General features: G+C 55.4%; 25 protein-coding genes and 1 tRNA gene. 14 read left to right on the top strand and 12 right to left on the bottom strand.

The genetic code is table 11. The annotated features are described in order from the left end of the window. The 5 genes from phnK to phnG are packed head-to-tail and all read right to left on the bottom strand — an operon-like array spanning position 1 to position 3,945. Positions 1-789, bottom strand: coding sequence for a phosphonate C-P lyase system protein PhnK (gene phnK, locus K1718_RS02330; RefSeq protein ID WP_152499216.1), 789 nt, complete (start codon positions 787-789; stop codon positions 1-3). Further along, a complete protein-coding gene (locus K1718_RS02325; RefSeq protein ID WP_265679872.1) occupies positions 786-1,715 on the bottom strand; it encodes an alpha-D-ribose 1-methylphosphonate 5-phosphate C-P-lyase PhnJ in 930 nt (309 codons plus the stop codon). The genes phnK and K1718_RS02325 overlap by 4 nt, the downstream gene beginning before the upstream one ends. Continuing rightward, positions 1,712-2,836, bottom strand: coding sequence for a carbon-phosphorus lyase complex subunit (locus K1718_RS02320; RefSeq protein WP_152499214.1), 1,125 nt, complete (start codon positions 2,834-2,836; stop codon positions 1,712-1,714). Before K1718_RS02320 ends, K1718_RS02325 begins: the two co-directional genes overlap by 4 nt. Positions 2,837-2,839: 3 nt before the next feature. Further along, complete coding sequence (gene phnH / locus K1718_RS02315; RefSeq protein ID WP_265679873.1) at positions 2,840-3,472, bottom strand: phosphonate C-P lyase system protein PhnH; 633 nt, start codon at positions 3,470-3,472, stop codon at positions 2,840-2,842. Beyond that, on the bottom strand, positions 3,472-3,945 hold the full coding sequence (phnG, locus tag K1718_RS02310; protein WP_265679874.1) for a phosphonate C-P lyase system protein PhnG: 474 nt from the start codon (positions 3,943-3,945) through the stop codon (positions 3,472-3,474). Before phnG ends, phnH begins: the two co-directional genes overlap by 1 nt. 132 nt (positions 3,946-4,077) lie before the next feature. On the opposite strand from phnG, the gene phnF reads away from it, so the two are divergent. The 4 genes from phnF to K1718_RS02290 all read left to right on the top strand — a co-directional run bounded on the left by phnF (position 4,078) and on the right by K1718_RS02290 (position 10,428). Beyond that, positions 4,078-4,818 (top strand): phosphonate metabolism transcriptional regulator PhnF, encoded by a 741-nt coding sequence (phnF, locus tag K1718_RS02305; RefSeq protein ID WP_152499211.1) that lies wholly within the window; start codon positions 4,078-4,080, stop codon positions 4,816-4,818. A gap of 447 nt (positions 4,819-5,265) precedes the next feature. Beyond that, positions 5,266-7,260, top strand: a complete 1,995-nt coding sequence (locus tag K1718_RS02300) for a HAMP domain-containing methyl-accepting chemotaxis protein (protein WP_265679875.1) — start codon at positions 5,266-5,268, stop codon at positions 7,258-7,260. Between the two features lie 301 nt (positions 7,261-7,561). Continuing rightward, positions 7,562-8,950, top strand: a complete 1,389-nt coding sequence (locus K1718_RS02295; protein ID WP_265679876.1) for a glutamate decarboxylase — start codon at positions 7,562-7,564, stop codon at positions 8,948-8,950. A gap of 5 nt (positions 8,951-8,955) precedes the next feature. Beyond that, positions 8,956-10,428: an APC family permease gene (locus tag K1718_RS02290; protein ID WP_265679877.1), complete on the top strand. Its 1,473-nt coding sequence runs from the start codon at positions 8,956-8,958 to the stop codon at positions 10,426-10,428. Positions 10,429-10,536: 108 nt separating this feature from the next. Here K1718_RS02290 and K1718_RS02285 read toward each other — a convergent pair whose 3' ends face one another. Further along, positions 10,537-12,102: a CYTH and CHAD domain-containing protein gene (locus tag K1718_RS02285; protein ID WP_265679878.1), complete on the bottom strand. Its 1,566-nt coding sequence runs from the start codon at positions 12,100-12,102 to the stop codon at positions 10,537-10,539. Between the two features lie 274 nt (positions 12,103-12,376). Here K1718_RS02285 and K1718_RS02280 point away from each other — a divergent pair. The 5 genes from K1718_RS02280 to K1718_RS02260 all read left to right on the top strand — a co-directional run bounded on the left by K1718_RS02280 (position 12,377) and on the right by K1718_RS02260 (position 14,486). Continuing rightward, positions 12,377-12,461 (top strand) — tRNA-Leu (locus K1718_RS02280). A gap of 163 nt (positions 12,462-12,624) precedes the next feature. Beyond that, a complete protein-coding gene (locus K1718_RS02275) occupies positions 12,625-13,203 on the top strand; it encodes a YqaA family protein (RefSeq protein ID WP_152499206.1) in 579 nt (192 codons plus the stop codon). A gap of 16 nt (positions 13,204-13,219) precedes the next feature. After that, complete coding sequence (locus K1718_RS02270) at positions 13,220-13,744, top strand: disulfide bond formation protein B (protein ID WP_265679879.1); 525 nt, start codon at positions 13,220-13,222, stop codon at positions 13,742-13,744. Then, positions 13,741-14,001, top strand: a complete 261-nt coding sequence (locus K1718_RS02265) for a hypothetical protein (RefSeq protein ID WP_265679880.1) — start codon at positions 13,741-13,743, stop codon at positions 13,999-14,001. The genes K1718_RS02270 and K1718_RS02265 overlap by 4 nt, the downstream gene beginning before the upstream one ends. A gap of 50 nt (positions 14,002-14,051) precedes the next feature. Beyond that, entirely contained in the window at positions 14,052-14,486 is a 435-nt protein-coding gene (locus K1718_RS02260; RefSeq protein ID WP_152499203.1) for a metallopeptidase family protein, read from the top strand. Positions 14,487-14,523: 37 nt separating this feature from the next. Here the strand turns inward: K1718_RS02260 and ppa are convergent, their stop codons facing one another. After that, positions 14,524-15,063 carry an inorganic diphosphatase gene (gene ppa, locus K1718_RS02255; protein ID WP_152499202.1) on the bottom strand — a complete coding sequence of 180 codons (540 nt, stop codon included), beginning with the start codon at positions 15,061-15,063 and terminating at the stop codon, positions 14,524-14,526. Between the two features lie 130 nt (positions 15,064-15,193). Between ppa and K1718_RS02250 the strand changes: the two genes are divergently transcribed. Next, positions 15,194-15,772, top strand: coding sequence for a hypothetical protein (locus K1718_RS02250; RefSeq protein ID WP_152499201.1), 579 nt, complete (start codon positions 15,194-15,196; stop codon positions 15,770-15,772). Between the two features lie 13 nt (positions 15,773-15,785). On the opposite strand, the gene K1718_RS02245 is transcribed toward K1718_RS02250, so the two are convergent. Next, complete coding sequence (locus K1718_RS02245; RefSeq protein WP_152499200.1) at positions 15,786-16,304, bottom strand: GNAT family N-acetyltransferase; 519 nt, start codon at positions 16,302-16,304, stop codon at positions 15,786-15,788. 553 nt (positions 16,305-16,857) lie between these two features. Between K1718_RS02245 and K1718_RS02240 the strand changes: the two genes are divergently transcribed. Beyond that, positions 16,858-17,247 (top strand): DUF2794 domain-containing protein, encoded by a 390-nt coding sequence (locus K1718_RS02240; protein WP_152499199.1) that lies wholly within the window; start codon positions 16,858-16,860, stop codon positions 17,245-17,247. A 71-nt stretch (positions 17,248-17,318) separates the two neighbouring features. Here the strand turns inward: K1718_RS02240 and K1718_RS02235 are convergent, their stop codons facing one another. The 4 genes from K1718_RS02235 to K1718_RS02220 form a co-directional block, all read right to left on the bottom strand. Beyond that, complete coding sequence (locus K1718_RS02235; protein ID WP_152499198.1) at positions 17,319-18,056, bottom strand: Bax inhibitor-1/YccA family protein; 738 nt, start codon at positions 18,054-18,056, stop codon at positions 17,319-17,321. Positions 18,057-18,222: 166 nt separating this feature from the next. Further along, entirely contained in the window at positions 18,223-18,996 is a 774-nt protein-coding gene (locus tag K1718_RS02230; RefSeq protein ID WP_265679881.1) for a hypothetical protein, read from the bottom strand. 160 nt (positions 18,997-19,156) lie between these two features. Further along, positions 19,157-21,739, bottom strand: a complete 2,583-nt coding sequence (locus tag K1718_RS02225) for an ABC transporter permease (protein WP_265679882.1) — start codon at positions 21,737-21,739, stop codon at positions 19,157-19,159. Then, the gene (locus tag K1718_RS02220) at positions 21,736-22,449 is read right to left on the bottom strand and encodes an ABC transporter ATP-binding protein (protein ID WP_265679883.1); all 714 of its coding nucleotides are present in this window, start codon (positions 22,447-22,449) and stop codon (positions 21,736-21,738) included. Before K1718_RS02220 ends, K1718_RS02225 begins: the two co-directional genes overlap by 4 nt. 123 nt (positions 22,450-22,572) lie before the next feature. On the opposite strand from K1718_RS02220, the gene K1718_RS02215 reads away from it, so the two are divergent. The 3 genes from K1718_RS02215 (at position 22,573) to thpR (ending at position 25,034) form a co-directional block, all read left to right on the top strand. Next, the gene (locus K1718_RS02215) at positions 22,573-23,202 is read left to right on the top strand and encodes an arylesterase (RefSeq protein ID WP_152499194.1); all 630 of its coding nucleotides are present in this window, start codon (positions 22,573-22,575) and stop codon (positions 23,200-23,202) included. A 59-nt stretch (positions 23,203-23,261) separates the two neighbouring features. Then, entirely contained in the window at positions 23,262-24,314 is a 1,053-nt protein-coding gene (locus tag K1718_RS02210; protein ID WP_265679884.1) for an NADP(H)-dependent aldo-keto reductase, read from the top strand. 183 nt (positions 24,315-24,497) lie between these two features. Continuing rightward, complete coding sequence (gene thpR / locus K1718_RS02205) at positions 24,498-25,034, top strand: RNA 2',3'-cyclic phosphodiesterase (protein ID WP_265679885.1); 537 nt, start codon at positions 24,498-24,500, stop codon at positions 25,032-25,034. The last annotated feature ends 34 nt before the right edge of the window (positions 25,035-25,068 follow it).

Raw genomic sequence — 25,068 nt, 5'->3', positions numbered from 1 at the left:
TCAAACTTGAAGAATGGAAGAGACAAGCAGCTGCGTATACGGCTCGCGCGGATCGTCCAGGACCTGATCGGTCAACCCGGCCTCAATCACATTGCCATGGCGCATGACCATGATCCTGTGCGAGAGCAGCCTTGCCACCGCAAGGTCATGGGTGACGATGACTACGGAAAGGCCAAGGTCGGCCACCAAACGGCGCAAGAGGTCAAGCAGACGAGCTTGAACGGAAACATCCAACCCGCCAGTCGGCTCGTCCATGAAGACCAAACGCGGACGTGTCACCAGATTTCGCGCGATCTGCAACCGCTGACGCATGCCACCGGAAAAGGAGCGCGGGTCATCATCGATCCGGTCGCTTTCGATCTCGACGCGCCCAAGCCAGTCATCTGCCGTGGAACGAATGTTCCCGTAATGCCGATCGCCAACGGCCATCAGTCTTTCACCGACATTTGCACCGGCGGACACATTCATGCGCAGACCATCGGCCGCATTCTGGTGCACAAAGCCCCAATCTGTGCGCATCAGAAGGCGACGCTCGGCTTCCGTCAATTGATAGAGATTGCGCATCGTGCCATCACGCATGCGGTATTCGATTGCCCCTGCGGTTGGTGCAAGACGGGTTGAAAGGCAATTCAGCAAAGTCGTTTTGCCTGACCCGCTTTCTCCGACAATGGCCAACACTTCACCGGGCCAAAGATCGAACGACACGTCCAGACACCCGACCCTGTCGCCATAATATCGCGTGACATTATGAACCTGCAACAAGGGAGCTTCGGATTGAAATACGTTCATCGGACAGTCTCCTCTGGTGCGCCACCGGCAATTTGCGTGGCTGCCGGATCAGCGGCCATCGGTCCAAGATGTCCGTTCGCCCGGCGTTCCTCGCAATGGTCACTGTCAGAACAGACGAACATCCGGCCGCCTTGGTCATCGAGGATGACTTCGTCGAGATAGACATTTTCCGCACCGCAAAGTCCGCAGGGTTTGTCGAATTTTTGAACTTCGAAGGGATAGTCCTCGAAATCCAGGCTCTTCACCTTCGTATAGGGTGGAATTGCATAGATCCGCTTCTCGCGGCCAGCGCCGTAAAGCTGGAGCGCCGGCATCTGGTCGATTTTCGGATTGTCGAATTTGGGTGTCGGCGAAGGGTCCATGACATAGCGGTCATTCACCTTCACAGGATAGGCATAGGTCGTTGCGATATGACCGTTTTTCGCGATGTCTTCGTAAAGCTTCACATGCATCAGACCATAATCTTCAAGTGCATGCATCTTGCGGGTCTCGGTCTCTCGAGGCTCCAGGAACCGAAGCGGTTCGGGGATCGGCACCTGAAAAACAAGGATCTGGTCTTCCCTCAATTCCTTTTCAGGTATCCGGTGACGTGTCTGGATGACGGTGGCTTCGGAAGTCTCATAGGTGGTTCTGACACCTGCCGTCTTTTCGAAGAAGCCACGGAGCGAGACTGCATTTGTGGTGTCGTCTGAACCCTGATCGATCATCTTCAGGCAATCATCCTTGCCCAATATCGAAGCAGTCACCTGAACACCGCCCGTCCCCCAGCCATACGGCATCGGCATCTCCCGGGAGGCAAAAGGAACTTGGTAACCGGGGATGGCGATACCCTTGAGGATCGCTCGTCGAATCATACGCTTGGTCTGTTCGTCCAGGTAAGCGAAATTGTACTCGCCCTGGTCATAGATCTGAGCCGTGTCGTTCATTCCGCAGCCTCCTGGGCAGCATCGCCGCTGTCTTCTTCCTGTCGGCGTTTTTCGAACCATTCGGCACGCATCTGGCGCACCAGAACGAGTTCGGCCTGAAAGTCGACGTAGTGTGGTAGTTTCAGGTGTTCGACAAATCCGGTCGCCTGGATATTGTCAGAGTGAGACAGCACAAATTCGACATCCTGTGCCGGTGCGACCTGCTCTTCGCCCAATTCTTCAAAGCGCATGGAGCGATCGACCATCGCCATGGACATGGCCTTGCGTTCGACCTGACCGAAAACGAGGCCATAACCTCGCGTAAAGGTCGGCGCAGTCTTGGCCGAACCCTTGAACTGGTTGATCATCTGACATTCGGTAACCTTGATGGTTCCGAGCGTGACCGCAAACCCAAGCTCTTCGGCAAAGAACTCAACCTCGACCTCGCCGTAACGGATTTCCCCGGCAAATGGGTGCGTCCGGCCGTAGCCGCGCTGCGTCGAATAGGCGAGCGCCAGGAGAAAGCCCTCGTCGCCGCGGGCCAGGTTCTGAAGGCGCAGATCCCGGTCCGCCGGAAACGACAGCGGTTCGCGGGTCAGGTCGCCGACCGGAGCCGTCTCGTCTGAAACGGGATCCGGCTCCATCAGCCCTTCATCGCCCAGGAGATCCGTGACCCGTGGCATCGCAACCTCGTCGGGCGGTGAGGTTTCGGCCACCGGTTCTGCATTGTCGTCTTCCGCGGCCAAGGCGAAATCGAGCAAGCGGTGGCTGTAATCGAAGGTTGGCCCGAGCACCTGCCCGCCTGGAAGATCTTTGTAAGTTGCTGAGATCCTGCGCTCAACCAGCATGTCCGCGGTATCGATAGGCTGACTGTATCCGAAGCGTGGCAGCGTCGTGCGGTAAGCCCGCATCAGGAAAGCTGCCTCAATGAGATCACCCCTTGATTGCTTGATGGCCAGGGCTGCCAGTGTCTCGTCGTAAAGAGAACCTTCGCCCATGACGCGAGCAACCGCATGGCTGAGCTGCTGCGCAATCTGTTCGAGTGTCAGCGACGGGACGGAAGTATCGCCCCGACGGCGTTTCGCAGTCAGCTTGTGAGCATTGCGGATGGCCTTCTCACCACCCTTGACGGCAACGTACATGGCTCAGATCTCCGAAAACAGAACACGGGAGGAACGGGGCAGGGCGCATATGCGTCCATTGCCGGAGAAGATCAGATCAACTCCTCGCGGAAACAGACGATTGTTGGCCGAGACCTGATCCCAAAAAACCGGCGGTAAAGGCCCAGTCGAGAGGCTTGCCTTATCCTTGATGCCCGGCCCTTCAAGCATCACTGCCTGGTGTTTGCTGAATTCCTGCAAGGACAGGACCACCGTGGTAGAGCGATCCGGATATTCCGCCGAGCCTTGATTGAAGCTGGTCAAGGGCACCAGGTGAGCAGGATCGGCAACAAGTGCGAAGGCCGCCTCAACGGGTTCCTTTACGATCGGAGCCCCCGTGTGAAAACGCAGAAACGATTTGACTGCTTCACTCGTCATCAAGGGCCGGTCAAGCCAGACGGGGGTGTCATAGTCCAGCAGTGTCAAAGCAACGGCCGCAACGGTGGGTGTGAGAGGTGCGGGCGGTGCCAAGTCGACTTCCTGGATCGACTGCTCCGTTCCAGGCCGCGCCATGGCATTCATGATCGCCCGGAAGCACTCTTGTGCATCATGAACCGGATCCTTGAATCCCGCAGCAAGCGCGTTGGACTGCTCACTTGCATTGATTGCCGTGTCCATCAGTTGTCTCCGCGTACCATGGTAAAGAAATTGACTTTGGTCGCTTCGGTCTCCTGCTTGACGGTTTCTTTTTCCGTGCTTTGCAATCCATCAAGCGGCCCAATGATGTCCGTCTCAATCTTGTCGCGGCCATCACTGGTCTGCCAAAGCGCGTCGATCACTGCCGATTGCAGCGCTTTTGTTTTGTTTCGGCCAAGCGCGTAGCTGCTCCCTGTTTCTCCTGTTTTCAGGCGCACGACACAGCGGGTCACCGTCACCTCGCCCAGATTGAACGGACTGCCCGTGCCACCCATTCGACCGCGCACCATCACCAGACCCGTCTCGGGTTGACGAACAAGGTCATAATCGGGCGGCGGCAGTGTCCCGTATTTTTCCGCAACAGCCTCAGGCGAGGCAGCCGCGAGCGTTGCCATGGCTTTCCGGCGGGCTTCCGCCGTTCCGTCCGTCTTGGGTTGAGAAGATTTTTCAGTCATGAAGCGCGCCTTTTTTGCTTGGGCGGTTCCTAAGAAGAAGATGCAGGCAGCACCTGCTTAAGCAGTATTTGTCTATTTGTCTATACAAATAAACTGATTGACTAATTGCTACTGAAATTTGATGACGTTCGCATGACGAACAACAGCTCGGTTGATCGTGGCGCTGGAATAACGGTTTGGCGACAGATCATGGAAACACTCAAGGCTGACATTATTGGCGGAGTCTTTGAGAAAGGCAGCCGCTTGCCGCCGGAATCCGATCTTGCCGCGCGGTTCGGCGTGAACCGACACACAGTCCGTCGGGCAATTGCCGCGCTGACGTCGGAGGGCATTCTCCGGGCCGACCAGGGCCGCGGAACATTCGTTGCTTCAGCGCCGCTCAGTTATCCAATCGGCCCTCGTACCCGGTTTTCGGAAATTGTATCCGGTCAACACCGGGCCCCAAGCGGCCGGCTGATCGGCTCTTCCATCGTAGACGCCGACGCATTCCTGGCCAACCAACTTGGTGTACCGCTGGGAGTTCCCTTGATCAGGGTGGAAACACTGAGAGTGGCAGACGGAACCCCGATGATTGTTGCAACAAGCTGGTTTGAGCAATCTCGGGTGCCCAATCTGGTCGCGGACTATGCCGAAAACGGTTCAGTCACCAAAGCATTGAAAGCCGCCGGCATTGAAGACTATCAGCGCAAGGAAACGCGTATAACAGCCGAACTTGTCGACGCTCAGGACGCCCGCCAGCTTGGTCTCGCACTCGGTCAGCCCGTAATGGTGATGGAAAGTCTGAATCTCGACGACAGCGGAAAGCCGCTCCAATACACACGCGCGCGCGTTGCAGCTGACAGGATCCAGCTCGTCGTCAATGGTGACGGCTAGGCGCGAAGACCTCTTGTCAATTTACCTGGCGAGCAAATCCAAGAAGGAGCGATGCGATTCCCTCAAGGATGAGAGACGCCAAAATCCCTTGATTTCGACCATTGGCCCAAACCCAACTGGTAGGTTCAGCCCTTATTATTTTTTCCTTTGCGGAATAATATCTTTTCTTATTCCACGGCAATGCGTCGACTATTGTGAAGGATAAAGACCTTCATCCTTTAACAAAATTAAACAACAAGAGTTCACGACTGGTCGTATTCGCGAAATGATTCAGAGACTTACTCTAATGCATACACAAGTGTTTCTCATTTTTATGTAAAACGATCATTTTATCTCAAACACAACTTCTGGTATTTCTATCTGAGCTGACTGAGTACGTATTTTACCGTACGTAAAGTCTTTGAGCGCTATCCGTTTTGCAAAGTGGGGACAGAAAAGGCTCGAAGAATGACCGTTCAGCATCGAATATTGATGGGTTTTGGGCTCATTGCTCTATTCATCGCCGCCGTTGGCGTCTGGGCATATATCAGCTTGTCGGTTGTTGGTGAGGACATTGCCGCCATGGAAGACATGAGCGGCGATGCGCTTCTGGCATCCGAAATGAATGCCGATATGGCCAAGGTTCTGGTCAATACCAACAAGTATATTCAGACCCGGTCAGAAGAGGCTCTACAAGCCACAAACGAATTCCTTCGGCAGATGGAAGATGGGATCAAGACCGCCGAAAATGAAATTCGAAACCCAGCGCGTGTGGAACTTGTTCAAAAAATCAAATCCGGTCTGACCGACTTTACCGGCGGCCTTGAACAGGTCGTTGCGCTCTATCGCGAGCGCGATGAACTTGTCCTGAACAAGCTCGACAAGATCGGCCCAATAGCCCGCAAGAATCTTTCATCCATAAACGAGACGGCAACTGAAGACGGTGACTACGAAACCGCGAACCTTGCGGCCAGGGCGTCGCAGGACTTTCTGCTGGCGCGTCTTTACGTTCTAAAATTTCTTGCAACCAACGACACTACAGACTTTGAGCGCGCCATGATGGAAATGAGCGTCATAGAAAAAGAGCTGGCCCTGCTGGATAACAGCATCGAAAACCCGGAACGCAAAGCCACCTTGGCAACTACAATCCCCATGATCGTAGACTATAAGTCCTCGGCCCAGCGCGTTCATGACATCATTGTCGAGCGAAATTCAATTCGAACAGGCGTGCTCGACAAGACCGGTTTTGAAGTCAACGGATGGGCTGCACAAGTCAAGGAAAGTGCCGTTGAGGACAACAGTGCTCTCGGACAAAAAACACTCCGCGAGGCATTCGTTGCCGAATGGCAGATCATCGGCGCATCCGCATTTGCGTTCGTGCTGGCAATAACCCTCGCAATATTCATTTCCTTCGGCATTACGCGCCCACTCGCGCGTCTCGTTGGTGACGCCGGCAGGCTTGCCGACGGCGACACAGCAGTTGAATTCGCCGAAGCACGTCGCCCGGACGAAATCGGCAACGTGGCGAGATCCGTGGCCGGGTTCCGCGATGCAGTAGTCCAGCGTCAGGAGCTGACAATCCGTCAGGAAGCTGAACAGCAGGAACGCGAAAAGAGGAATGCGCGCGTTGCAGACCTCCTTGAAACGTTCAGTGCTCAGATCAGCGATATGCTGAACTCGGTCAAGGGCGCAACGGTTTCAATGCAATCCACGGCCACCCAGATGACACAGACCGCACAGGACACGAGTGGTCAGGCCAGCGACGTCGCCGCGGCTGCCGAAGAAGCAACGACCAATGTTCAGACCGTTGCCAGCGCAACTGAAGAACTTGCCGCCTCTTTGCAGGAGGTTAGTCAGCAAGTCAGCCATTCCTCGGAGATCTCAGACAAGGCTTCCTCGGAGGCCAAAAGAACCAATACGCAAATTGGTGGACTGGCAACCGTTGCAGAAGACATCGGAGAGGTCATAAGCCTCATTCAGAACATCGCTGAACAGACAAATCTTTTGGCGCTCAATGCAACGATTGAGGCCGCACGCGCCGGAGAGGCGGGCAAGGGCTTCGCCGTGGTCGCCGCGGAAGTGAAGGACCTTGCGAGCCAGACTGGCAAGGCAACAGAGGAGATTTCACAAAAAATCTCAGCGATCCAGGCAGAGACACGAGACGCCGTTGGCGGCATCGAGGCAATCGGAGAAATCATCGAGGAAATGAACACCGTTTCCGCCTCGATCGCCTCCGCAGTCGATCAACAGACGTCCGCGACGTCGGAAATTGCCTCCAATGTGGATCAGGCCTCACGCGGTACCACGGTGGTGAGCGAGCAGATCGCCAAAGTGTCCGGCGCAGCCAGTGAAACGGATACCGCTGCACACAGCGTACTTCAAGCCTCAGCGCAGCTGGCACAAAGGGCTGAAGATATGCGCAGCACAATCGAGACATTCCTGTCGGAGGTGCGTGCTGCATAGACACCAATTGACTGAGAAACTTGAGAAAAGGGCGCACAACCGCGCCCTTTTTTGTCGTTTTGAACAAATCTGTCACTTGCGCGGATCACAGAACCTGCCGGCAGACTATTGGCACCGGATGGGCCTCTTTTGACCGCCTCACTGACATAACCCATTGATCTGTTTCGCTTGTGCGCACCGGTCTTGTTGAAAGAAACGGTGCTGAAGTTTGCGGTGAACCTGTGCTTGAAGGGCTATCGGGACACGCCTAAGGTGCGGTGTGCGTGGTTTTCGCGACACCGTGACCAAGAGGAGATCTCACTTGCCTCTCTACCAAACGTCTTCCAGCCGGCGTGACGAAGTTTTCGATATCTACACTCGCGACTTGTCCGAACAGCCCTTGCCGAAATACAGGATGCCTGAGAATTCATCTCTCGCGGACACGGTCTACAACCTCATTCACGATGAGCTGCTTCTTGACGGTAACTCTCGCCAGAACACGGCGACTTTCTGCACCACTTACGCGTCGCCGCAAGTTCAAAAGCTGATGACGGACTGTGTCGACAAGAACATGATCGACAAGGACGAGTATCCTCAGACTGCGGAAATCGAGAACCGCTGCGTGCACATTCTGGCCGATCTGTGGAATGCGCCCGAGGCGGGAGCGACGCAAGGTTGCTCGACAACGGGATCTTCGGAAGCGGCCATGTTGGGCGGCCTGGCCCTTAAATGGAAATGGCGCAAGCGGCGCGAGGCGGAAGGCAAGCCTGCTGACAAACCAAACCTGATTTGCGGGCCCGTTCAGATCTGCTGGCACAAATTCGCCCGATACTTCGACATAGAGCTCCGTGAGCTGCCGATCCTTGATGGCGAATTGGGAATGCGTCCGGACCAGGTGGCGGATGCGGTTGACGAAAACACCATCGGTGTAGTTGCTACGCTCGGAGTAACCTTCACCTGCGTTTATGAGCCTGTTGAGCAGATTTCAGTCATTCTGGATCAGATCCAGGCCGAACGCGGCCTTGATATTCCGCTGCATATCGACGCTGCTTCCGGCGGCTTTATCGCACCATTCCTGCACGAGGACGTCGTCTGGGATTTCAAACTGCCCCGCGTCAAATCCATCAATGCGTCAGGCCACAAATATGGATTGGCGCCCCTAGGGGTCGGCTGGGTTGTCTGGCGCGAAAAACAGGACCTGCCTGAAGAACTGATCTTCAATGTCGATTATCTGGGCGGTCAGGTTCCGACTTTCGCCCTGAACTTTTCCCGGCCTGCCGGCGAAATCATCGCGCAGTACTATCAGTTCCTCCGGCTCGGCAAAAAGGGCTATACCGATGTTCAGGGCGCATGCGCCGCTGCCGCTCAGTACCTCGCTGACGAGCTGGAAAAAACCGGTCACTTCGACATTCTCTACAACGGTGACGGAGGTTTGCCTGCAGCCTGTTACTCTTTGAAGAACAGCACCGAGCGCGGTTACACGCTCTATGATGTTTCCGAACGCATGCGAATGAGGGGATGGCAGATCGCCTCTTACCCGCTTCCAAAGGACAGGCATGATCTGGTCGTGCAGCGTGTCCTTGTTCGACACGGAATGGGCCGCGATCTTATGGCATTGCTGGTGGACGACATGAAGCGAACAATTGCTTTCCTGGATCGCAATCCGTTGTCGAACATAGAAGCAGGACCAACCTTTCATCACGGGAAGTGAAGAAGATGAGCGAGACAGCAAAGCCTGGCGGCAAGACCTCCGCACCCTCCGGAGCCGCAAGGATCTCCGTGCTTGGTCTTGCCATGATGACAGTCGCCGCCGTGGTCAGCCTGCGCGGCCTGCCGCTGATGGCGGACGAAGGCACCGAGCTGCTGTTTTACATCGGCTTTGCGTCAATCATTTTTCTGGTTCCTGCCGCACTTGTTGCTGCAGAACTCGGAGGTATGTTCGCCCGCTCCACGGGCGGCGTTTACGATTGGGTGAAAGCACCCTTCGGGGCGCGTGCCGGCTTTGTCGCCATCTGGCTGCAATGGATCCAGAATGTGGTCTGGTACCCGACCGTACTGGCCTTTGCTGCGGCTTCTCTGGCCTACGTCATCGGCAAGCCAAACTTGGCCGATGACGGAATTTACACAGGAACGGTCATCATCTGCGCTTACTGGTTCGCAACCGCAATCGCATTGACCGGCACCAGCGCCGCCGCGCGCTTTACATCCATCGGATTTGTATTGGGAACCGTCGTTCCCGGCCTTCTGATCATCGCGCTTGGTGCGGCGTGGATCGCGGAAGGCAATGTCATCGCTTTCCTGCCAGCCGCAGCGGAAGGCGCTCACGCTCACATCCGGCTTTTCCCGCACATTACCGGGCTTTCGTCCATCGCCTTTCTGGGCGGTATCGTGTTGCTGTTCGCTGGCGTTGAAGTACATGCGGTCCACGCCAATGAACTCAAGGATCCGCATCGCGATTTCCCGAAAGCCATTTTGCTTTCGGTGCTTGTGATCGTGGTGTTGTTTCTGCTCGGGTCGTTGGCCCTGGCAGCAATTGTTCCTGCAGACAAGATTGCACTCGACCAGGGGCCGATGCAGGCCTTCAGCATCGCATTGGGAGGTTTCGGCTTAAGCTGGCTGGTTCCAATTCTCGCGCTTTTGATTGCGCTCGGGGCACTTGCCGGCGTGATGTCGTGGATCACCGGACCGAGCCGAGGCCTCTTGCGCACGGCACGCGATGGTGAGCTGCCGCCACTTCTTGCAAAGATCAACAAGAATGGCATTCAGGTGGTCATCCTGCTGGTGCAGGGCTGCATCGTCACGGTTCTCGCGTCACTCTATTTCTTCCTGAAAGACGTCTCCGTGGCCTTCTTTCTGCTCTCCGCGATGACCATTACACTCTATCTGGTGATGTACATGATGATGTATGCAGCTGCAGTACGCCTACGCATCACCCATCCCGAAATGCCACGATCCTACAAAGTGCCCGGTGGCATGGCCGGAATGATGGCGATTGCGGGTATCGGCTTCGCCGGTGTCGCCTTTGCATTCGTGACTTCATTCTTTCCGCCCACCCAACTGCCGGTTGGAAGCCCGACGAGCTATGTCGCCGTCGTGGCAACAGGCTTTGTTGTCTTTACGGGTCTGCCGATCCTCATACACTCGCTGAAGCGACCTTCGTGGGTGAAGGTGGAAGAAGAGGAAACATGAGGTTCCGCGATCGCGACCAAGAAAAGATGCACCTTTCCTTGGCAATGATCATCTGACCAAAGATAACAGCTCCTGGAGGTTCCAGGCCTTCATTTCGGGAAAGCTCGATTACGTCCAGAACTTTGGCGTTTCGCGTGTAGCTTCCCAATAGCCTTTGGCGTGTTGCCATTTGGACTGGCATTGAGCCTCATGCCAACCGATGACAAAGCCGATAGCCTGGGTTGCGGCAAGTTCGCCCGCTCCGCTGACCTTGCATTTTTCAGGCAGACTTTCCGCCATGGCGACATCATTCAGATAACCGAAAATGTCCTGGAGTTTCTTCATTCGCTTCAAGAACGGTTTGACCGTCTCCTGCGGATAAAGGCTGCCGTAAAACTCGATGCCATAGCGCATCTTCTTCATAGCCTTGCGCATTTCATGTCGCTCTGGGATCGTCAGATCCTCCAGGTGCTTTCCGAATTTCAGAACCTTCTTCCATTGTTTGGCAAGCGCTTTGCTGGCATGACTCTCGATAGGTTGTGCAAGCAGTGCTGTTTGATCGAAATTTTCCGGATCGAGCCAACCCCGGCCTTCCGTATAGGCGGCAAGGTCCAGCAGAAAGGCGTTCACTTCCTCCGATTGCAGATGATCGGTCAGTGTCTTGCGCGTGTCTTGCCCTCGCAAAGCATTCAGCGTGTCCAGCAGTGCATCGAAGGAAAGCGTTTCGGGAGCCTTATCGACAAGCGGCGACACGATCTCGTCGATCAGAACATCAAGATCGCGCAAGGCTCCGGCCTCGGCCGCAATCTTGCGCGCCATCTGATCCAGAGGCGCTGCCGTTGCCGGATAAAGGATAGGCCTGAAAAGCCGGAATGCGCTTCTCAAACGACGCAGGCCCACCCGGAGCTGATGAGGCCCTTCAGGATCTTCCGATGCGAGGACCGCAAGCCGGTTTTCCGAAATCTGTGTGAGGCAGGAACGCAGGACATCGCGGAACGCAAGCTCGACGCTGGACCCTTTTGAAAAACTGATCGCTTTGGCAAAAAACGGCTTTCGTTCATCCTCCGCGGCGCCCTCGGAAAACCGGAAACCCCGCTCGGCTTTGCTGAAGGGAGAAAACCGGAAGGGCACATCCTTCAAAAGTGCTTTCGCAGCTTCATAGATCGATAGACTTGGACCCGCTTTCAGTTCCATTTCCAGCTCAACCAGCGGCTGGCTGCCAGAGCCCGCCAGGATGTTTCCGGTATCAAAAGCAATCTCGATATGCGAACCGTCTGACGCACGGGTCAGCTCGCGGGTGGTCCGCTTCATCACCGTTTCAAAGCATTCACTCAAAGGCTTTTCGCCAATGATATCGCTGAGCTTTTCCTGGACTGACGGATCCTCGATGACGGAAAAATCAAGGGCCCGGCTCTTCACAGGGTGCTCGGATTCAATTGGCGATGACAGACCGCCCATCACGCCGGTACCCAGTTTGGCCGTTTGCACCCAACTGCGCCCCGACTTCCTCACACGCAAGGAGATTTTAGCCCTGCGCAATGCCTGATCCGGTGTATCAAAATAGATGGATTGCAGGGTCTTGGTAACCGACCTGCTGGCCGTAAAACCTTCAATGGTACCAGCGCTTTTCATGGCATCTTGCGCCATTGGGTCAAGTTCGAGCTTAAGCTCGATTTCACGTCCTGATTTACTCATGCAAATTTTCTATCCAAGGTAAATCAGCTTGTCCAGAAAAAGCGCACAATTTGCGCTTTTCTTCGCAGGCTAAGTAATTTGAGTCGGCGCTTGGGATAGTGGAACACTTTCGGGCTCAGGACGCATCATCCGATGTGCGGGCCTTTTGATCCCGACAATTTAAAGGCTTCCTTTATCCGTTTCACCTGACTACATAAAACAGACACACCGCTTTCTTCTCTAACCGCTTGCATCCTCCAAGACTGCATGATAGGCACGCTCTCCGGTGTCAGTTGCCCCTCTGGCGGAACTGGTAGACGCGCGGGATTCAAAATCCCGTTCCTTCGGGAGTGCCGGTTCGATTCCGGCGGGGGGCACCACTGTTCAAACGCTCAGCCCATTCGCGGCCACGCTTTCAACCCTTCTTCGCAGCCTCAAAAAAACAAACTCGATCCGCATTCCAGTGCCGGACACCCCAAAAAGTGACCGACTGCGCTTATTTCCGTAGGTGACTTTTAACCCCTCTCCAGTTATGGAGGCGACATGTTGAGACGCCTTTATGACTGGACACTGTCCCTCGCTGCCGGACCGCGCGCACCCGCCGCGCTGGGCTCCGTTTCTTTCGTCGAGAGTTCCTTCTTTCCGATCCCGCCGGATATCCTTTTGATCCCGATGGTCATCGCCCGCCGGGAAAAGGCCTGGTGGTATGCATTTTTGTGCACGTTGACCTCCGTTGCCGGCGGTATTCTCGGATATCTGATCGGCATGTTCCTGTTTGAGCAGGTCGCTCAACCGATCCTTTCCTTCTATGGAAAAATGGACAAGTTCGACGAGTTTCGGGTCGTGTTCAATGACTGGGGTTGGTGGTTCGTCTTCATAGCCGGCTTGACCCCGTTTCCTTACAAGGTCATCACCATCGCTTCGGGTGTAGCAGGCCTGAGTTTGCCGGTATTCATCTTGGCAAGCATTGTTTCCAGGGGCATACGCTTCTTTATCGTCGCCGGACTGCTCTATGTTTTCGGTCCACCGATCAAGGAGTTTATCGAAAAACGCCTCGGTCTCATGTTCACCATATTTGTGGTGCTGCTGGTCGGCGGTTTCCTGTTGATCAAATTTATCTAAACCGAACGAGGGTGCGATGTCGGCGGACCGGATGGCGCAAAACCTGATTGGGCTGATTTTTGTCGCGGGGCTGGCAGTCATTGCAACTGCCTGGGGTTTCCAGCTGATCGGCGGCTATATCCCTTGCAAGCTCTGCCTGGAGCAGAGAATTCCCTATTATGTCGGCCTGCCGCTCACTGTTGTGGCTTTCATCCTGCATATTCGTGGACGCAGCGGAATGGCATTGCTGACGCTACTGGCGGTGGCAGCTGTTTTTGTCTATGGCGCCGGATTGGGCATCTACCAATCTGGTGCAGAATGGCAGTTCTGGGACGGACCGAATGATTGTGGCGGCGGGAGCGCTGCGCCGGCTTCAGCCGCAAACATGCTTCAGGCGCTTCAGTCGACACGCGTCGTCAGCTGCACGGAGGCCAGCTGGCGGATGCTCGGCCTGTCCTTTGCGGGCTGGAACGCTGTTGCCTCCGCCGGTCTTGCCGCTCTTGCGCTTTTGTCCGCTTTTCTGTTGAAACGGCGCGAAAATCAAACAACGATAGGCGCATGAGCGGATCCAAGCACCCAAAGGAAAAGCAGCGCGAAGAAGCGCTAAGAGCAATCGACAGGGTTGAAGCGGAAAGCGAAACCATCGTCGGTTCGACCTTCGTGCGCATGGCGGACAGAGCCAAGAACCACCTCAACGCCGCAGACAAGGATCCAGACGACCGGATCGAGATAATTGGCACGCGGATCGGCCGGTCGCTCGGTGTTGTGTTTGCGTTGGGACTGGTGATCTATCTCTTCGTTACCTACGTCATGGGTTAGCGACGACAAATTGAGCGGCGGCGCGAATTGCGGGCCGTCAGGGAACCAAAATGGCATCTATCAACCCGATAAGCAGGAGCGGATGGTCAGAGCGCAGAGCGCCGGGCCTCAAGGATTTCGAGGCCATGGCCAGCGAAATTCTGGCCGGCCTGCCGGACGATTTGCTGCTGCGCTGCGGACATTTGCAGATCAGCCTGGCCGATTATGCACCCGATGACGTGCTGGATGAACTCGGGATTGAGGATCCGCATGATCTTCTGGGCCTGTTTGAAGGTCAGGGGCTGGCACAAGGCGGCGATGCCGTTGGCACCGGCCAGATGCCCAACCGGATTTGGCTGTTCAGACGGCCCATTCTGGACTATTGGGCGGCAATGGACGAAACGCTGGGCGACGTAGTCGCACATGTCCTCATACACGAAATCGGCCACCATTTCGGCTTGTCCGATCAGGACATGGAACGAATAGAAGCCGCAACCGAGCGATAGTTCCGGTCACGGCTTCCAGCAGTTTTGTGAGCAGAACTTATTCAGCGGCTTCTTTTTGCGCCCGCGAAATTGATTCAATGATCAGTTTCTTGGCTGCTTCCGCACCTTCCATACCGGTGACTTTTACCCATTTGCCGGGCTCAAGATCCTTGTAGTGCTCGAAGAAGTGCTTGACCTGCTGGACGGTGATTTCCGGCAGATCGGTGACATCGGAAATCGCGTCGTAGCGCTTGCTCAGCTTGTGTGACGGAACGGCGATGATCTTTTCATCCTGGCCGGACTCATCTTCCATCAGCAACACACCGATCGGACGACAGTTCATAATGGCACCTGGAACGATAGGCCGCTGATTGACAACCACCACATCGATCGGATCGCCGTCACCGCAAAGCGTGTGTGGCACAAAACCGTAGTTTCCAGGATATCGCATGGGCGTATAGAGAAAGCGGTCGACATACATCGCCCCGGCTTCCTTATCCATCTCATACTTGATCGGTTCACCGCCGACGGAAACCTCGACGATGACATTGATGTCTTCCGGCGGGTTCTTGCCGATCGGCACAGCGTCCATACGCATTGAAACACTCCTGTTGATCTGTGGTGCGTCTATCGCAACCCAGCCGGATAAGTGCAAGTCCTTAATTATTGCATTGCACCTAATTGATGAGCATGCCTCTAATGACGGAAAAGCCAGTCAGGGGGAATCCATGTCACCATTTTTCCGAAAGGTATCGCGGATATTGGCCGTTTTCGCGGCAGTCGTGGCGCTGACAACAGGAAACGGCACTGCTGAAACCATCGAAAGTACTTACACCAAAATCCAGCTTCAGAATTGCGTGCAGTTGGAAACCGCCGCGGAAGAGGGCACATTTGGCGGCTCCTGGGAATGCCCCGGATACAAGGGTCAATCGGTCTACGTTGCCGAGGGCGACCTTCGCATGTTTGTCTCTTTCGGACCTTCTGCAGCGGATGAACCGGCGGCCGGCCAGACCTTACCAAACTTCAATACGGTCAATGACACCCTGGAATGGCGGCTGCGAGACGGTCAACCATTTGCGACTATCCTGCGATGGTTTCCAAGTTACGGCGATGGCGGCAAGACAGGCAGCGTCCTGATTGTCACTCAGCTGAAAGCAGGCGGCGAAACCTGCCAGATTGCCCGCGTTGACGCGCAAACGAACAAGAATGCCAATGTTCTTGCAAGACAGGCGGCGGACACGATGGCCGGCCAGTTCGATTGTTCCAGACCGCCTGAAACAATTGGGAATGCAGGAAACACTCAATGAGGAGAAGGGAGAGTCAGCCGCCGGTGGCTGGCCACACATAGATCGACAGTTCCAAACGCCGACCACCCAACCGGTACCATGACTTTGCCGCAAGCCGTCCACCAACGGCCTTGTAGAACGCCCTGGCGGGTTTGTTTTCACTGAGCACCTGGATGGCAATACCGGACAGGTTTCTGGTTTCCAACGTATCCTGAACGCTTTCAAAAAGTGTACGCCCGAACCCGAGGCCCTGATACTCGGGCTTCAGGTAAAGTTCATAGATTTCACCGTCCATTCCGGTTCTGTGCAGACGGCAGGGGCCATAGGTTGCATATCCTGCAGGCGTGTCGGCTATGCTGAGAATTTTGATTTCAACGCCTCTCGCAAGAGCGCCCCGCCACCAGCCGGTTCCCCTGCGTGAGATCATCTTTTGAAGATCAACACCGTGCAATACGCCCCTGTAGGCTCCAAGCCAGGCTTCACTATGAATACCGGCTAGCGCCTCACAATCAGCGGCTCGGGCCGCGCGGAGATCAATCAGGTCCGTAGTCATTCTTTTGAAAGGATACATCAAGCAACGGGACGGAAAAGAGGCAATCCGTTGCGATTGACAAAAAGATGGGGTTGCCAGTTTCGCTGTTCGATTGATTGCGAATGATGGCGCTCGACAACAGGATCTGGAAAATGAAAAGGGCCGGCTTTACGCCGGCCCTTCAGGTGCCCTGATGTTTGACTCACTAAATCTGGCTGGCTGGTAAGAACCCCGGGGGGCTGGGGGGCTAATGCATTCCGCGATCCCTACTGGCCATACCCATCAGGGTATGATGCTAATATGGTGCGCCAAAATGGCTGGCCAAGGGCTGGAATGCGGCAAAATCAAGGAAATTTAGGCGTTCTTTCAAGGCAAACCACCGTTACATTGAGCGCCCTCATCTCATCGGCTTTTTACTCGGCAATTATGACGTAAAAACTGACGTATGTGCTGTTCTTTCATTTGTGGGCTTGCCATCGGGGCCTATGCCAACGCATCATGACAGCTGGGTGACAAACGGGATTCAGGCGTGATTCTCGTTTCAAGCGAAACCGCAAACGGAAATGGAGGCGGAATGAGCGAAGCCGATGACAGCGCGTTTCAGCGCGGTGCGAGATTGACCCTCTCACCGCAAAGCCAACCGGCTCCCCCTCCAAGACCTGTCGTTTCATTTCATCGAAAAGAACTTGATACCATCCTTCGGCTCTACGGCCGCATGGTTGCGGATGGTGAATGGCGCGACTACGCAATCGACCTTCTAAAGGACAAGGCAGTCTTTTCCGTCTTCCGCCGATCCTCGGAGATGCCACTTTTTCGAATTGAGAAAGACCCAAAGCTGGCGCGGCGGCAGGGCGCATATTCTGTGGTCGCCACAGGTGGCATGATCCTGAAGCGTGGCCACGACCTCGCACAGGTGCTCAAGGTCCTTGAAAAGAAAAAGCATCTTCGCGTCGTCGACGCCTGAACCGATTTCCCGTTCAGATAAAAAAAGCCCGGCAAAAGAGCCGGGCTTTTCAGTTTCAGTTGCAGTGCAGATTATTCGCGATTGCCGAACAGCGACAACAGCATCAGGAACAGGTTGATGAAGTCGAGGTACAGACGAAGAGCGCCCATGACGGACTTCTTCGTGGCGACTTCACTGCTGTCACCTTCGTAGTACATTTCCTTGATCTGCTGCGTGTCGTAAGCCGTGAGGCCGGCAAACACCAGAACACCGATCACTGAAACGGCAAACATCAGAGCAGACGATGCCAGGAAGATGTTGACGATCGAAGCGATGATGATGCCGATCAGGCCCATCATCAGGAACGAACCCCAACCAGACAGGTCTTTTTTGGTGGTGTAACCGAAGATGCTCAACGCGCCGAAGGATGCGGCGGTGATGAAGAACACCCGTGCAATGGAGCCACCGGTATAGACCATAAAGATCGGCGCAAGCGAAATGCCCATGATGGACGCGTAGACCAAGAACATTGTTCTGGCGGTGCTAGCGCTCATCGACTGAATGCGCGCGGACAGCCAGAGAACCATTCCGAGCGGCGCAAACAGCAGCACGAAGTAAATCGGCCCACTGAAGAGCGTTTGTGCAACGGCAGGATTGCTGACAGCCAGCATATACGTGCCGAGTGCGAGGAAGCCGGTCAGCGCGAGGCCGAGTGTCATGTAGTTGTAGACACCCAGCATATAGCTGCGCAGGCCCTGATCGATGCCGGCCTCGGCGCGTGCGCCGGCAACCGAGTAGGCACCCTGAGATTGACGGTCAAAGGTCGACATGGTCGTGGTATTCCCCTTCTAGATAGAAGCACGTGAACTTACGTGCAGCACAACTCCCTCAACATATGGGAAAATGCGGACATAAGCTCAAGACGGTTTTCCTGAAAAAATCGTAATCTTTTCCGCTCAAACCCGCAACAATTACCCAAATAGTCTGATTCAGCGCTTATTTCATCGCTTTCAGGCGCGATGCAATTTGCCGATCGCAGTCCCCGCCAGGGTTGCGAACCACCTCTTCGGCGGCAAAATCGAGGATTTCGCGTTCTTTGTCACGCATCTGTTCGACCGAAACGCCAGGCTTGAACCACTGCAAAACAGCGTAGTCACCACCGGCGTCCGTCAGAAACGCCAGCGGTTTGCCGTCTTCCATGATGCCCATGCGGCCGACACGAACTTCCTCAACGGTGACATTGCGAGCGTCTCCATCAACGGTCAGCCGGCTTTTGGACAGCTTCATCTTCTTGAGTTTTGAAGACGCCGTTCCGTTCCAGGTCCGGTAGAACCGATTGCCTTTTTTCTCAACTGAAAGACAGGAGTTCTTGTAATTCGGAATGGACAGACGCTCGGCGGTCACTTCAAACGGCTCTTCACCCTTCGGTGCCAACGTGTATTTCATCGCATGTTCACCCGTCCGGTAAACACGGATGCCGACCGGCGTATAACCACTGTCGTTGATCGTACGGGTAAAGAAATCGAACTGGTTCTGATCATTGGTGCCGGCGCGGCGATAGAGCCAGCGCTTTGGCAGTCCGTCTTCGAACACCAGCCAGTCGCTGACCACAAGCCCGCGCGGCCCATCTTTTGTGTTCAATTGCCAGACGCCGGTATGAAACGGGCTTTCCGCAAATGCGGGCTGACCAAACGAAAACGTCGTTGCGGCAGCAAGTACCACGCCTTTGGCCAGTGATCTGAGAATGGTTTTTTTAGTGAATTCAAGCATGGAACAAGCCCCTGTTTACTCTAGGCCCTAGTCGGATAGCCAAGATCAAAACAGCATGCAAGCGGCGTCGGGCCGAAGTTCGACCGAAAGCGCCTGTTTTTCATGAAAGTTTCCTGACATGGATAATTTCCATATCAGGTCGCTTGTATCAGTCGAGGTCCTAGAGGTTTCTAAGAACCGGGGCCGGCTTTTCACCCAACACGCGCCAAGTGCCGATCAGGCCGAAGCCGACTGTCAGGACGAGTGCAACAAGCGCGGCACCCGCAGCTGTAACCGGCATGACGACGAACGATCCACCCATGATCTGAGTGATCACGTACCAGGCTGCCACACCTCCGGCCACCAGGGCAAAAAGGGCGGTCACCAATCCGAGGATCGCGTATTCGAGGCCGTAGGCAATGATCAGGCGTGTGCGTGTGGCACCCAAGGTCTTGAGTATAACGGCATCGTAAATGCGACTGCGGTGGCCGGCAGCCAACGCACCTGCCAGAACAAGCACGCTGGCAATCAGCGTGATCGAGCTTGCTCCCCGGATGGCCCAGGCAAGTTGTGCCACCAGATCATTGACCTGGGATATGGCGTCCTTGACCCGAACCGCAGTTACGGTCGGGAACGTGTTTGATACGGTTTTCAAAAGCGCCAGCTCAGCGTCCGTCGGCACTTCTTCGTCCCAGCCGAGTGTCATGAGATGGGCATGAGGAGCACCCGCAAAGGTGTTCGGCGAAAAGACCATGACGAAGTTGATTGCCAAGGACTGCCATTCAACATCCCTCATGTTGGCGATCTCTGCGGTAATTTCCCGGCCCAAGACGTTGACCGTGACCTTGTCGCCAATAACCAGCCCAAGGTCTGTCGCGGCCTCGGCGTCGAATGAAACCAATGGTATGCCGCTGTAGTCTTCCGGCCACCATTCTCCTGCCGACAACGTGGAGTTATCCGGAAGCGTGGCCTCGTATGTGATGCCACGGTCACCGCGAAGAACCCAGTCCGAGCCATCTTGTGCCGGCACGAAATCCTCAGACGGGATGTCGTTCAGGCTCACGATCCTGCCGCGCAACATGGGCACGCTTTGGAGGTTGGCGTTCGGCGCTTCGTCCTCAAGTAGCGTCTGGAAGGTGTCGCGTTCATGGCTTTGGATATCGACAAAGAAGAAGCTTGGCGCCTGATCGGCAATCGTGGCCGTCAATTCCCGCCGCAGGTTGCCATCGATCAGCGCGAGTGCCACCAACAAGGACAGCCCAAGACCCAGCGACAAAACAACAGAAGGTGTCAAGGCACCAGGGCGGTGAATATTGGCAATTGCCAGGCGCAGTTCCGTAGATCTGACGCTCGGCAGGCGTTTTGCGGCAAACATGATCAGACGCGCAACAATCACAAGCAAAAGGAACGCACCCGCTGAAGCGACGATGTAAACTCCAGCAATGGTCTTGTCGTGAGCAAGCAGGATTGCAATGGCGGCCAGGGCCACAACCGTGACCATGGTTGCGAACAGATACCGCTTGCGCGGAAACTTAGCCCCGCCTGTCACGATATCCCTGAATAGGGCGGTCGGCGGAACATCATGAGCGCGACCGAGAGGCCACAATGCGAATGCAAGTGCTGTCAGAAGTCCATAGATCAAACCAAGACCGAGCTCGGCAGGATAAATGTTGGCGGCAAGCTGAACCGGCAACACGCCGGACAATGCCGCACCAGCCGCAAATGGTATCAATGCGCCAATGACAAGGCCGATGGCGATCCCGATCAGTGCCAGAACAATCATTTGAACCAGATAGATCTGGAATACAAATCCGCCGGTCGCACCCAGGCACTTGAAACTGGCAATGACTTCACGCTTGGTCTCCAGATACGCCCGGATGGCGTTTGCGACACCCACACCTCCGACCACAAGTGCGGTCAGACCGACGAGCGTCAAAAACTGGGCGAACCGACCGATACTGCGCTGCAAACCAGGCGAGGCATTCGCACGCGAACGTATGCGCCATTCGGCGTCGGGCTGGTTCTGCTTCACGCTTTCCACCACTCCTGAAAGCGTTTCAAGACTGGGGGCCGGATCCATCCGAACGCGGTAGTGCCAGCGTATCAGACTGCCAGGCTGGACAAGGTCGGTATCCGGAAGCGCTGCTTCAGACACCATCAGCCTTGGACCAAACTCCATGCCGCCGGCAAGTTTGTCCGGCTCGATTTCAATGACATCAGAAATACGCAAGGTCGTGCGCCCGAGCGCAATCGTATCACCAACGGAAATATTCAGACGCGCAAGTAGGGCGAGGTCTGCCACGGCACCCCAGACACCATCCTGTTGTGCAATGGCGGTTGTCAGCGGTTGGCCCGACTGAAGGTCGAGTGACCCATAAAGGGGATAAGGGTCATCAACCGCCTTCAATTCGACCAGAGCCTGTTCCGATCCATCCAGTCGCCTGGCCATCGCGCGCATCGTTGCAACGCCTGAGACAGCCCCAAGACTGTCCAGAAACGCGGCTTCCTCCGCATTGGCTTCGCGGTGGATCAGGCGGAAGGACAAATCGCCGCCGAGAATCGCCTGACCTTCGCGGGAGATTCCCTCTGTGAGGGCCCGTGAAACAGACGTAACGCCTGCGATTGCGGCAACGCCAAGAGCGATACAGGCGATAAAAATGTAAAACCCTTTGAGCCCACCGCGCAGCTCTCGCAAGGCAAAACGCGTTGCCAGAGGAAAGGTCTGGTTGCCTGACCCGGTCGTTCCGGGAACAAAGCCGCTCACGCGGAAACCTCTTCAATGCCGGATTTCGCTGATAGCGCTTCTTCGATCTCGCCGGACCGAACCCTGATCATGCGGTCGCATCTCTCTGCCAGCGATGGATCATGCGTCACCAGCACCAGTGTTGTCTTGCGATCGCGCTGCGCGGAAAACATCAGATCGACAATCTGTGTTCCTGTGCTGTCATCCAGGTTACCAGTCGGTTCATCCGCAATAAGAATTTCAGGTTCAACCACCAGCGCTCGCGCAACCGCCACGCGCTGCTGTTCGCCTCCGGACATTTGCGCCGGATAGTGGTGCATCCTGTGACCAAGACCGACGGCTTCAAGCTCGGCAGCCGCTTTCTCGTATGCAGAAGGATCTCCAGCCAGCTCGAGCGGAACAGTGACGTTTTCCAGCGCGGTCATATTGGGGACGAGGTGAAACGACTGAAAGATGATCCCGACGTTGCGCCCCCGAAACCGTGCAAGCTGATCCTCACTCAGAGGTCCAAGTTCCGAACCTGCCACATTGACGGACCCGTCATCAGCACGTTCAAGACCAGCCATAACCATGAGCAGCGTTGATTTGCCCGAGCCGGACGGACCCACGAGTCCGACGGATGTTCCTTTTTCAATGTCCAGATCAATGCCCTTTAGAATATGAACACGTCCGGCACCTTCACCGAGCGTCAAATGAACGTTTTTTAGGGCAATCGCGGGTGCATTTGTCATCGTCAGGCCTCTATAGTGGACACTGGATCGTCGTTCCGACGCCTGCATGCCCTCGACATTTGGTCGCATTGCGACCATATGGGACCGATGTAGCGCCTATTCCAGTCCTGAAAGAATGTTAGCGTGAACCGTCTTATCGCTGTTGTCTTTATCCTGCTCTATTCCTTTTATCCGGTTTCCGCTCAGGCGGCTGACCTGAAGCTCGTGGTTCTGGGCGACAGCCTGTCGGCCGGATATCAACTTCCACCAGACGCAGGGTTTACGACCCAATTGCAAAAAGCGCTGGATTCTCGTGGGCATTCAGTTGAAGTCGTCAACGCCGGTGTGAGCGGCGACACGACGTCAGGCGGCCTCTCCAGGCTGGACTGGTCTGTTGCGCCCGATACCGACGCGGTGATTGTTGAACTTGGTGCCAATGACGCCCTCAGAGGTATTTCTCCGGAGATTACGAGAAAGAACATCGAGGAGATCACCGCGCGTCTGCGTGAGCGTGGAATTGAGGTGATGCTGGCCGGTATGCTTGCCCCCCGAAATCTTGGCCCGGAATACGCCGATGTCTTCGACCCGATCTACTCGGAGGTTGCCAAGGCCCATGGAGCCTTGCTGTACCCGTTCTTTCTGGAAGGCGTCGCACTGAATCCCGACTTGAACCTGTCGGACGGCATGCATCCAAATGCGGATGGCGTCGCTGTCATTGTTGAAAACATTCTGCCGAAGGTTGAAGACCTGTTGGCCAAAGCACAATCGTCATAAGGGCCAGCGCCATTCGGCAGCCAGATATGCCCTTTTCTTGAAAATTGAAGGAAGACCAGATGGAACAGCGCCGGCTCGGACGCACAGACATCAATGTGAGCGCTCTTTGCCTCGGAACGATGACGTACGGCGAGCAGAACTCGGAGGCCGAAGGTCATGCCCAGATGGACTATGCTCTCGATAGAGGCATAAATTTTTTTGACGCAGCCGAGCTCTATCCGATCCCCCCGAAAAAGGAGACCCAGGGCCGCACGGAAAGGATCATTGGCAACTGGTTCAAGAAAAGCGGCAACAGGGACAAGGTCGTCATGGCCACCAAGGTTGTCGGCCGTTCCGAGATGAACTGGTTCCGCAAGAACGGCGAAAAGAGCAAACTGACCCGTGAGCAGATTGAACAGGCCGTCGATCGCAGCCTGACAAACCTGCAGACTGATTACATCGATCTCTATCAGATCCACTGGCCTGACCGGAACCAGGCTGGCTTTGGCTCCATGCCGACACGCTGGAAAGATGCCATTCCGGCCGAAGACGAAAACAGCATCCAATCGACACTCGAAGTCATGTCCGACCTCGTGAAATCAGGAAAAGTGCGCCATATCGGCCTTTCAAACGAAAGCGCATGGGGAACAATGCGGTATCTGGCAGCCTCTGACGTGTTCGACCTGCCACGCGTGGTCTCCATTCAAAATGCCTATTCCTTCGTCAACCGAACCTTCGAGACAGGCATTGCAGAAATCGCCCGCAGGGAAGATGTCGGGCTTCTGGCCTATTCTTCCCTCGCTCAAGGCTATTTGACCGGTAAATACCGCAACGGGGCGCTGCCGGCCGGAGCACGCAAAACCCTCTTCAATCGCATGCAGCGCTATGAGCATCCGCGCACGCTCCAGGCGGTGGATGCCTATCATGCCCTTGCCAGCGAAGCCGGCCTTGACCCTTCTCAGCTGGCGATCGCATTTGCCAAGTCCAGATCTTTCATGACCTCTGTCATCATCGGCGCGACAAGAATGGACCAGCTTGAAACTGACATTGGCGCGGCCGACCTCGTTCTCAGTGATGACATCTTGGAAAAGATCGACGAAATCCACCAGGAATTCGGCAATCCCGCACCTTGATTGCAACTGCAGGTCTTTGAGAATCAAATCACATCAGATGCCGTGTCAGAGATCTTCTGGCGCGGCGTTTTCACATTTGAGTAGAGTTTTTCATATATTTTACAGATACTTAGATTTTTGTCTTGCGATTTTCATGAAGTTGATTCCTCATGGGATTCATCAGCGACAGCGGAGGGAACACCCATGCCGCGCCTATTTACAGGCCTTGAGATACCGTCAGAGACGGCACTCATGCTTTCTATGCTCCGGGGAGGCCTTCGGGGTGCTCGCTGGATCGATCCCGAGAACTTTCACATCACACTTCGGTTCATCGGCGACATAGATGACCGGACAGCAGATGAAGTTGCAGCAGCCCTCGACCGGATCCGCCGGGATCCGATTGATATCCGGCTGAACGGGCTCGGTTCCTTCGGCAATGGCAAGCCACACGCGGTCTGGGCTCGCGTCGAGCCGAATGCAGAGCTCGCCGAATTGCAAGCCGAACAGGAACGGATCATTCAGCGGCTGCACCTGCCCGCAGAACGACGAAAATACGTTCCGCATGTCACGGTGGCGCGTTGCAGGTCGTCGACCAACGAGGATGTGGCCAAATGGCTCAGTGAGCGCGGCAACTTTCAGGCACAGCCCTTTGTTGCAGGCAGATTTGTTCTGTTTTCTGCCAAAGCAAGCGTAGGGGGTGGACCTTATCTGGTTGAAGAAGCCTACCCGCTCGCGGCTTGATCCAATCGCAACGGTTTGGGTGGCTGCAAAGCAG

Origin of the sequence: Roseibium porphyridii, from assembly GCF_026191725.2 — a bacterium.
Lineage (GTDB): Bacteria > Pseudomonadota > Alphaproteobacteria > Rhizobiales > Stappiaceae > Roseibium > Roseibium porphyridii.
The sequence above is the reverse complement of the archived record's forward strand: the minus strand, read 5'-3'. Positions and strand labels throughout refer to the sequence as shown.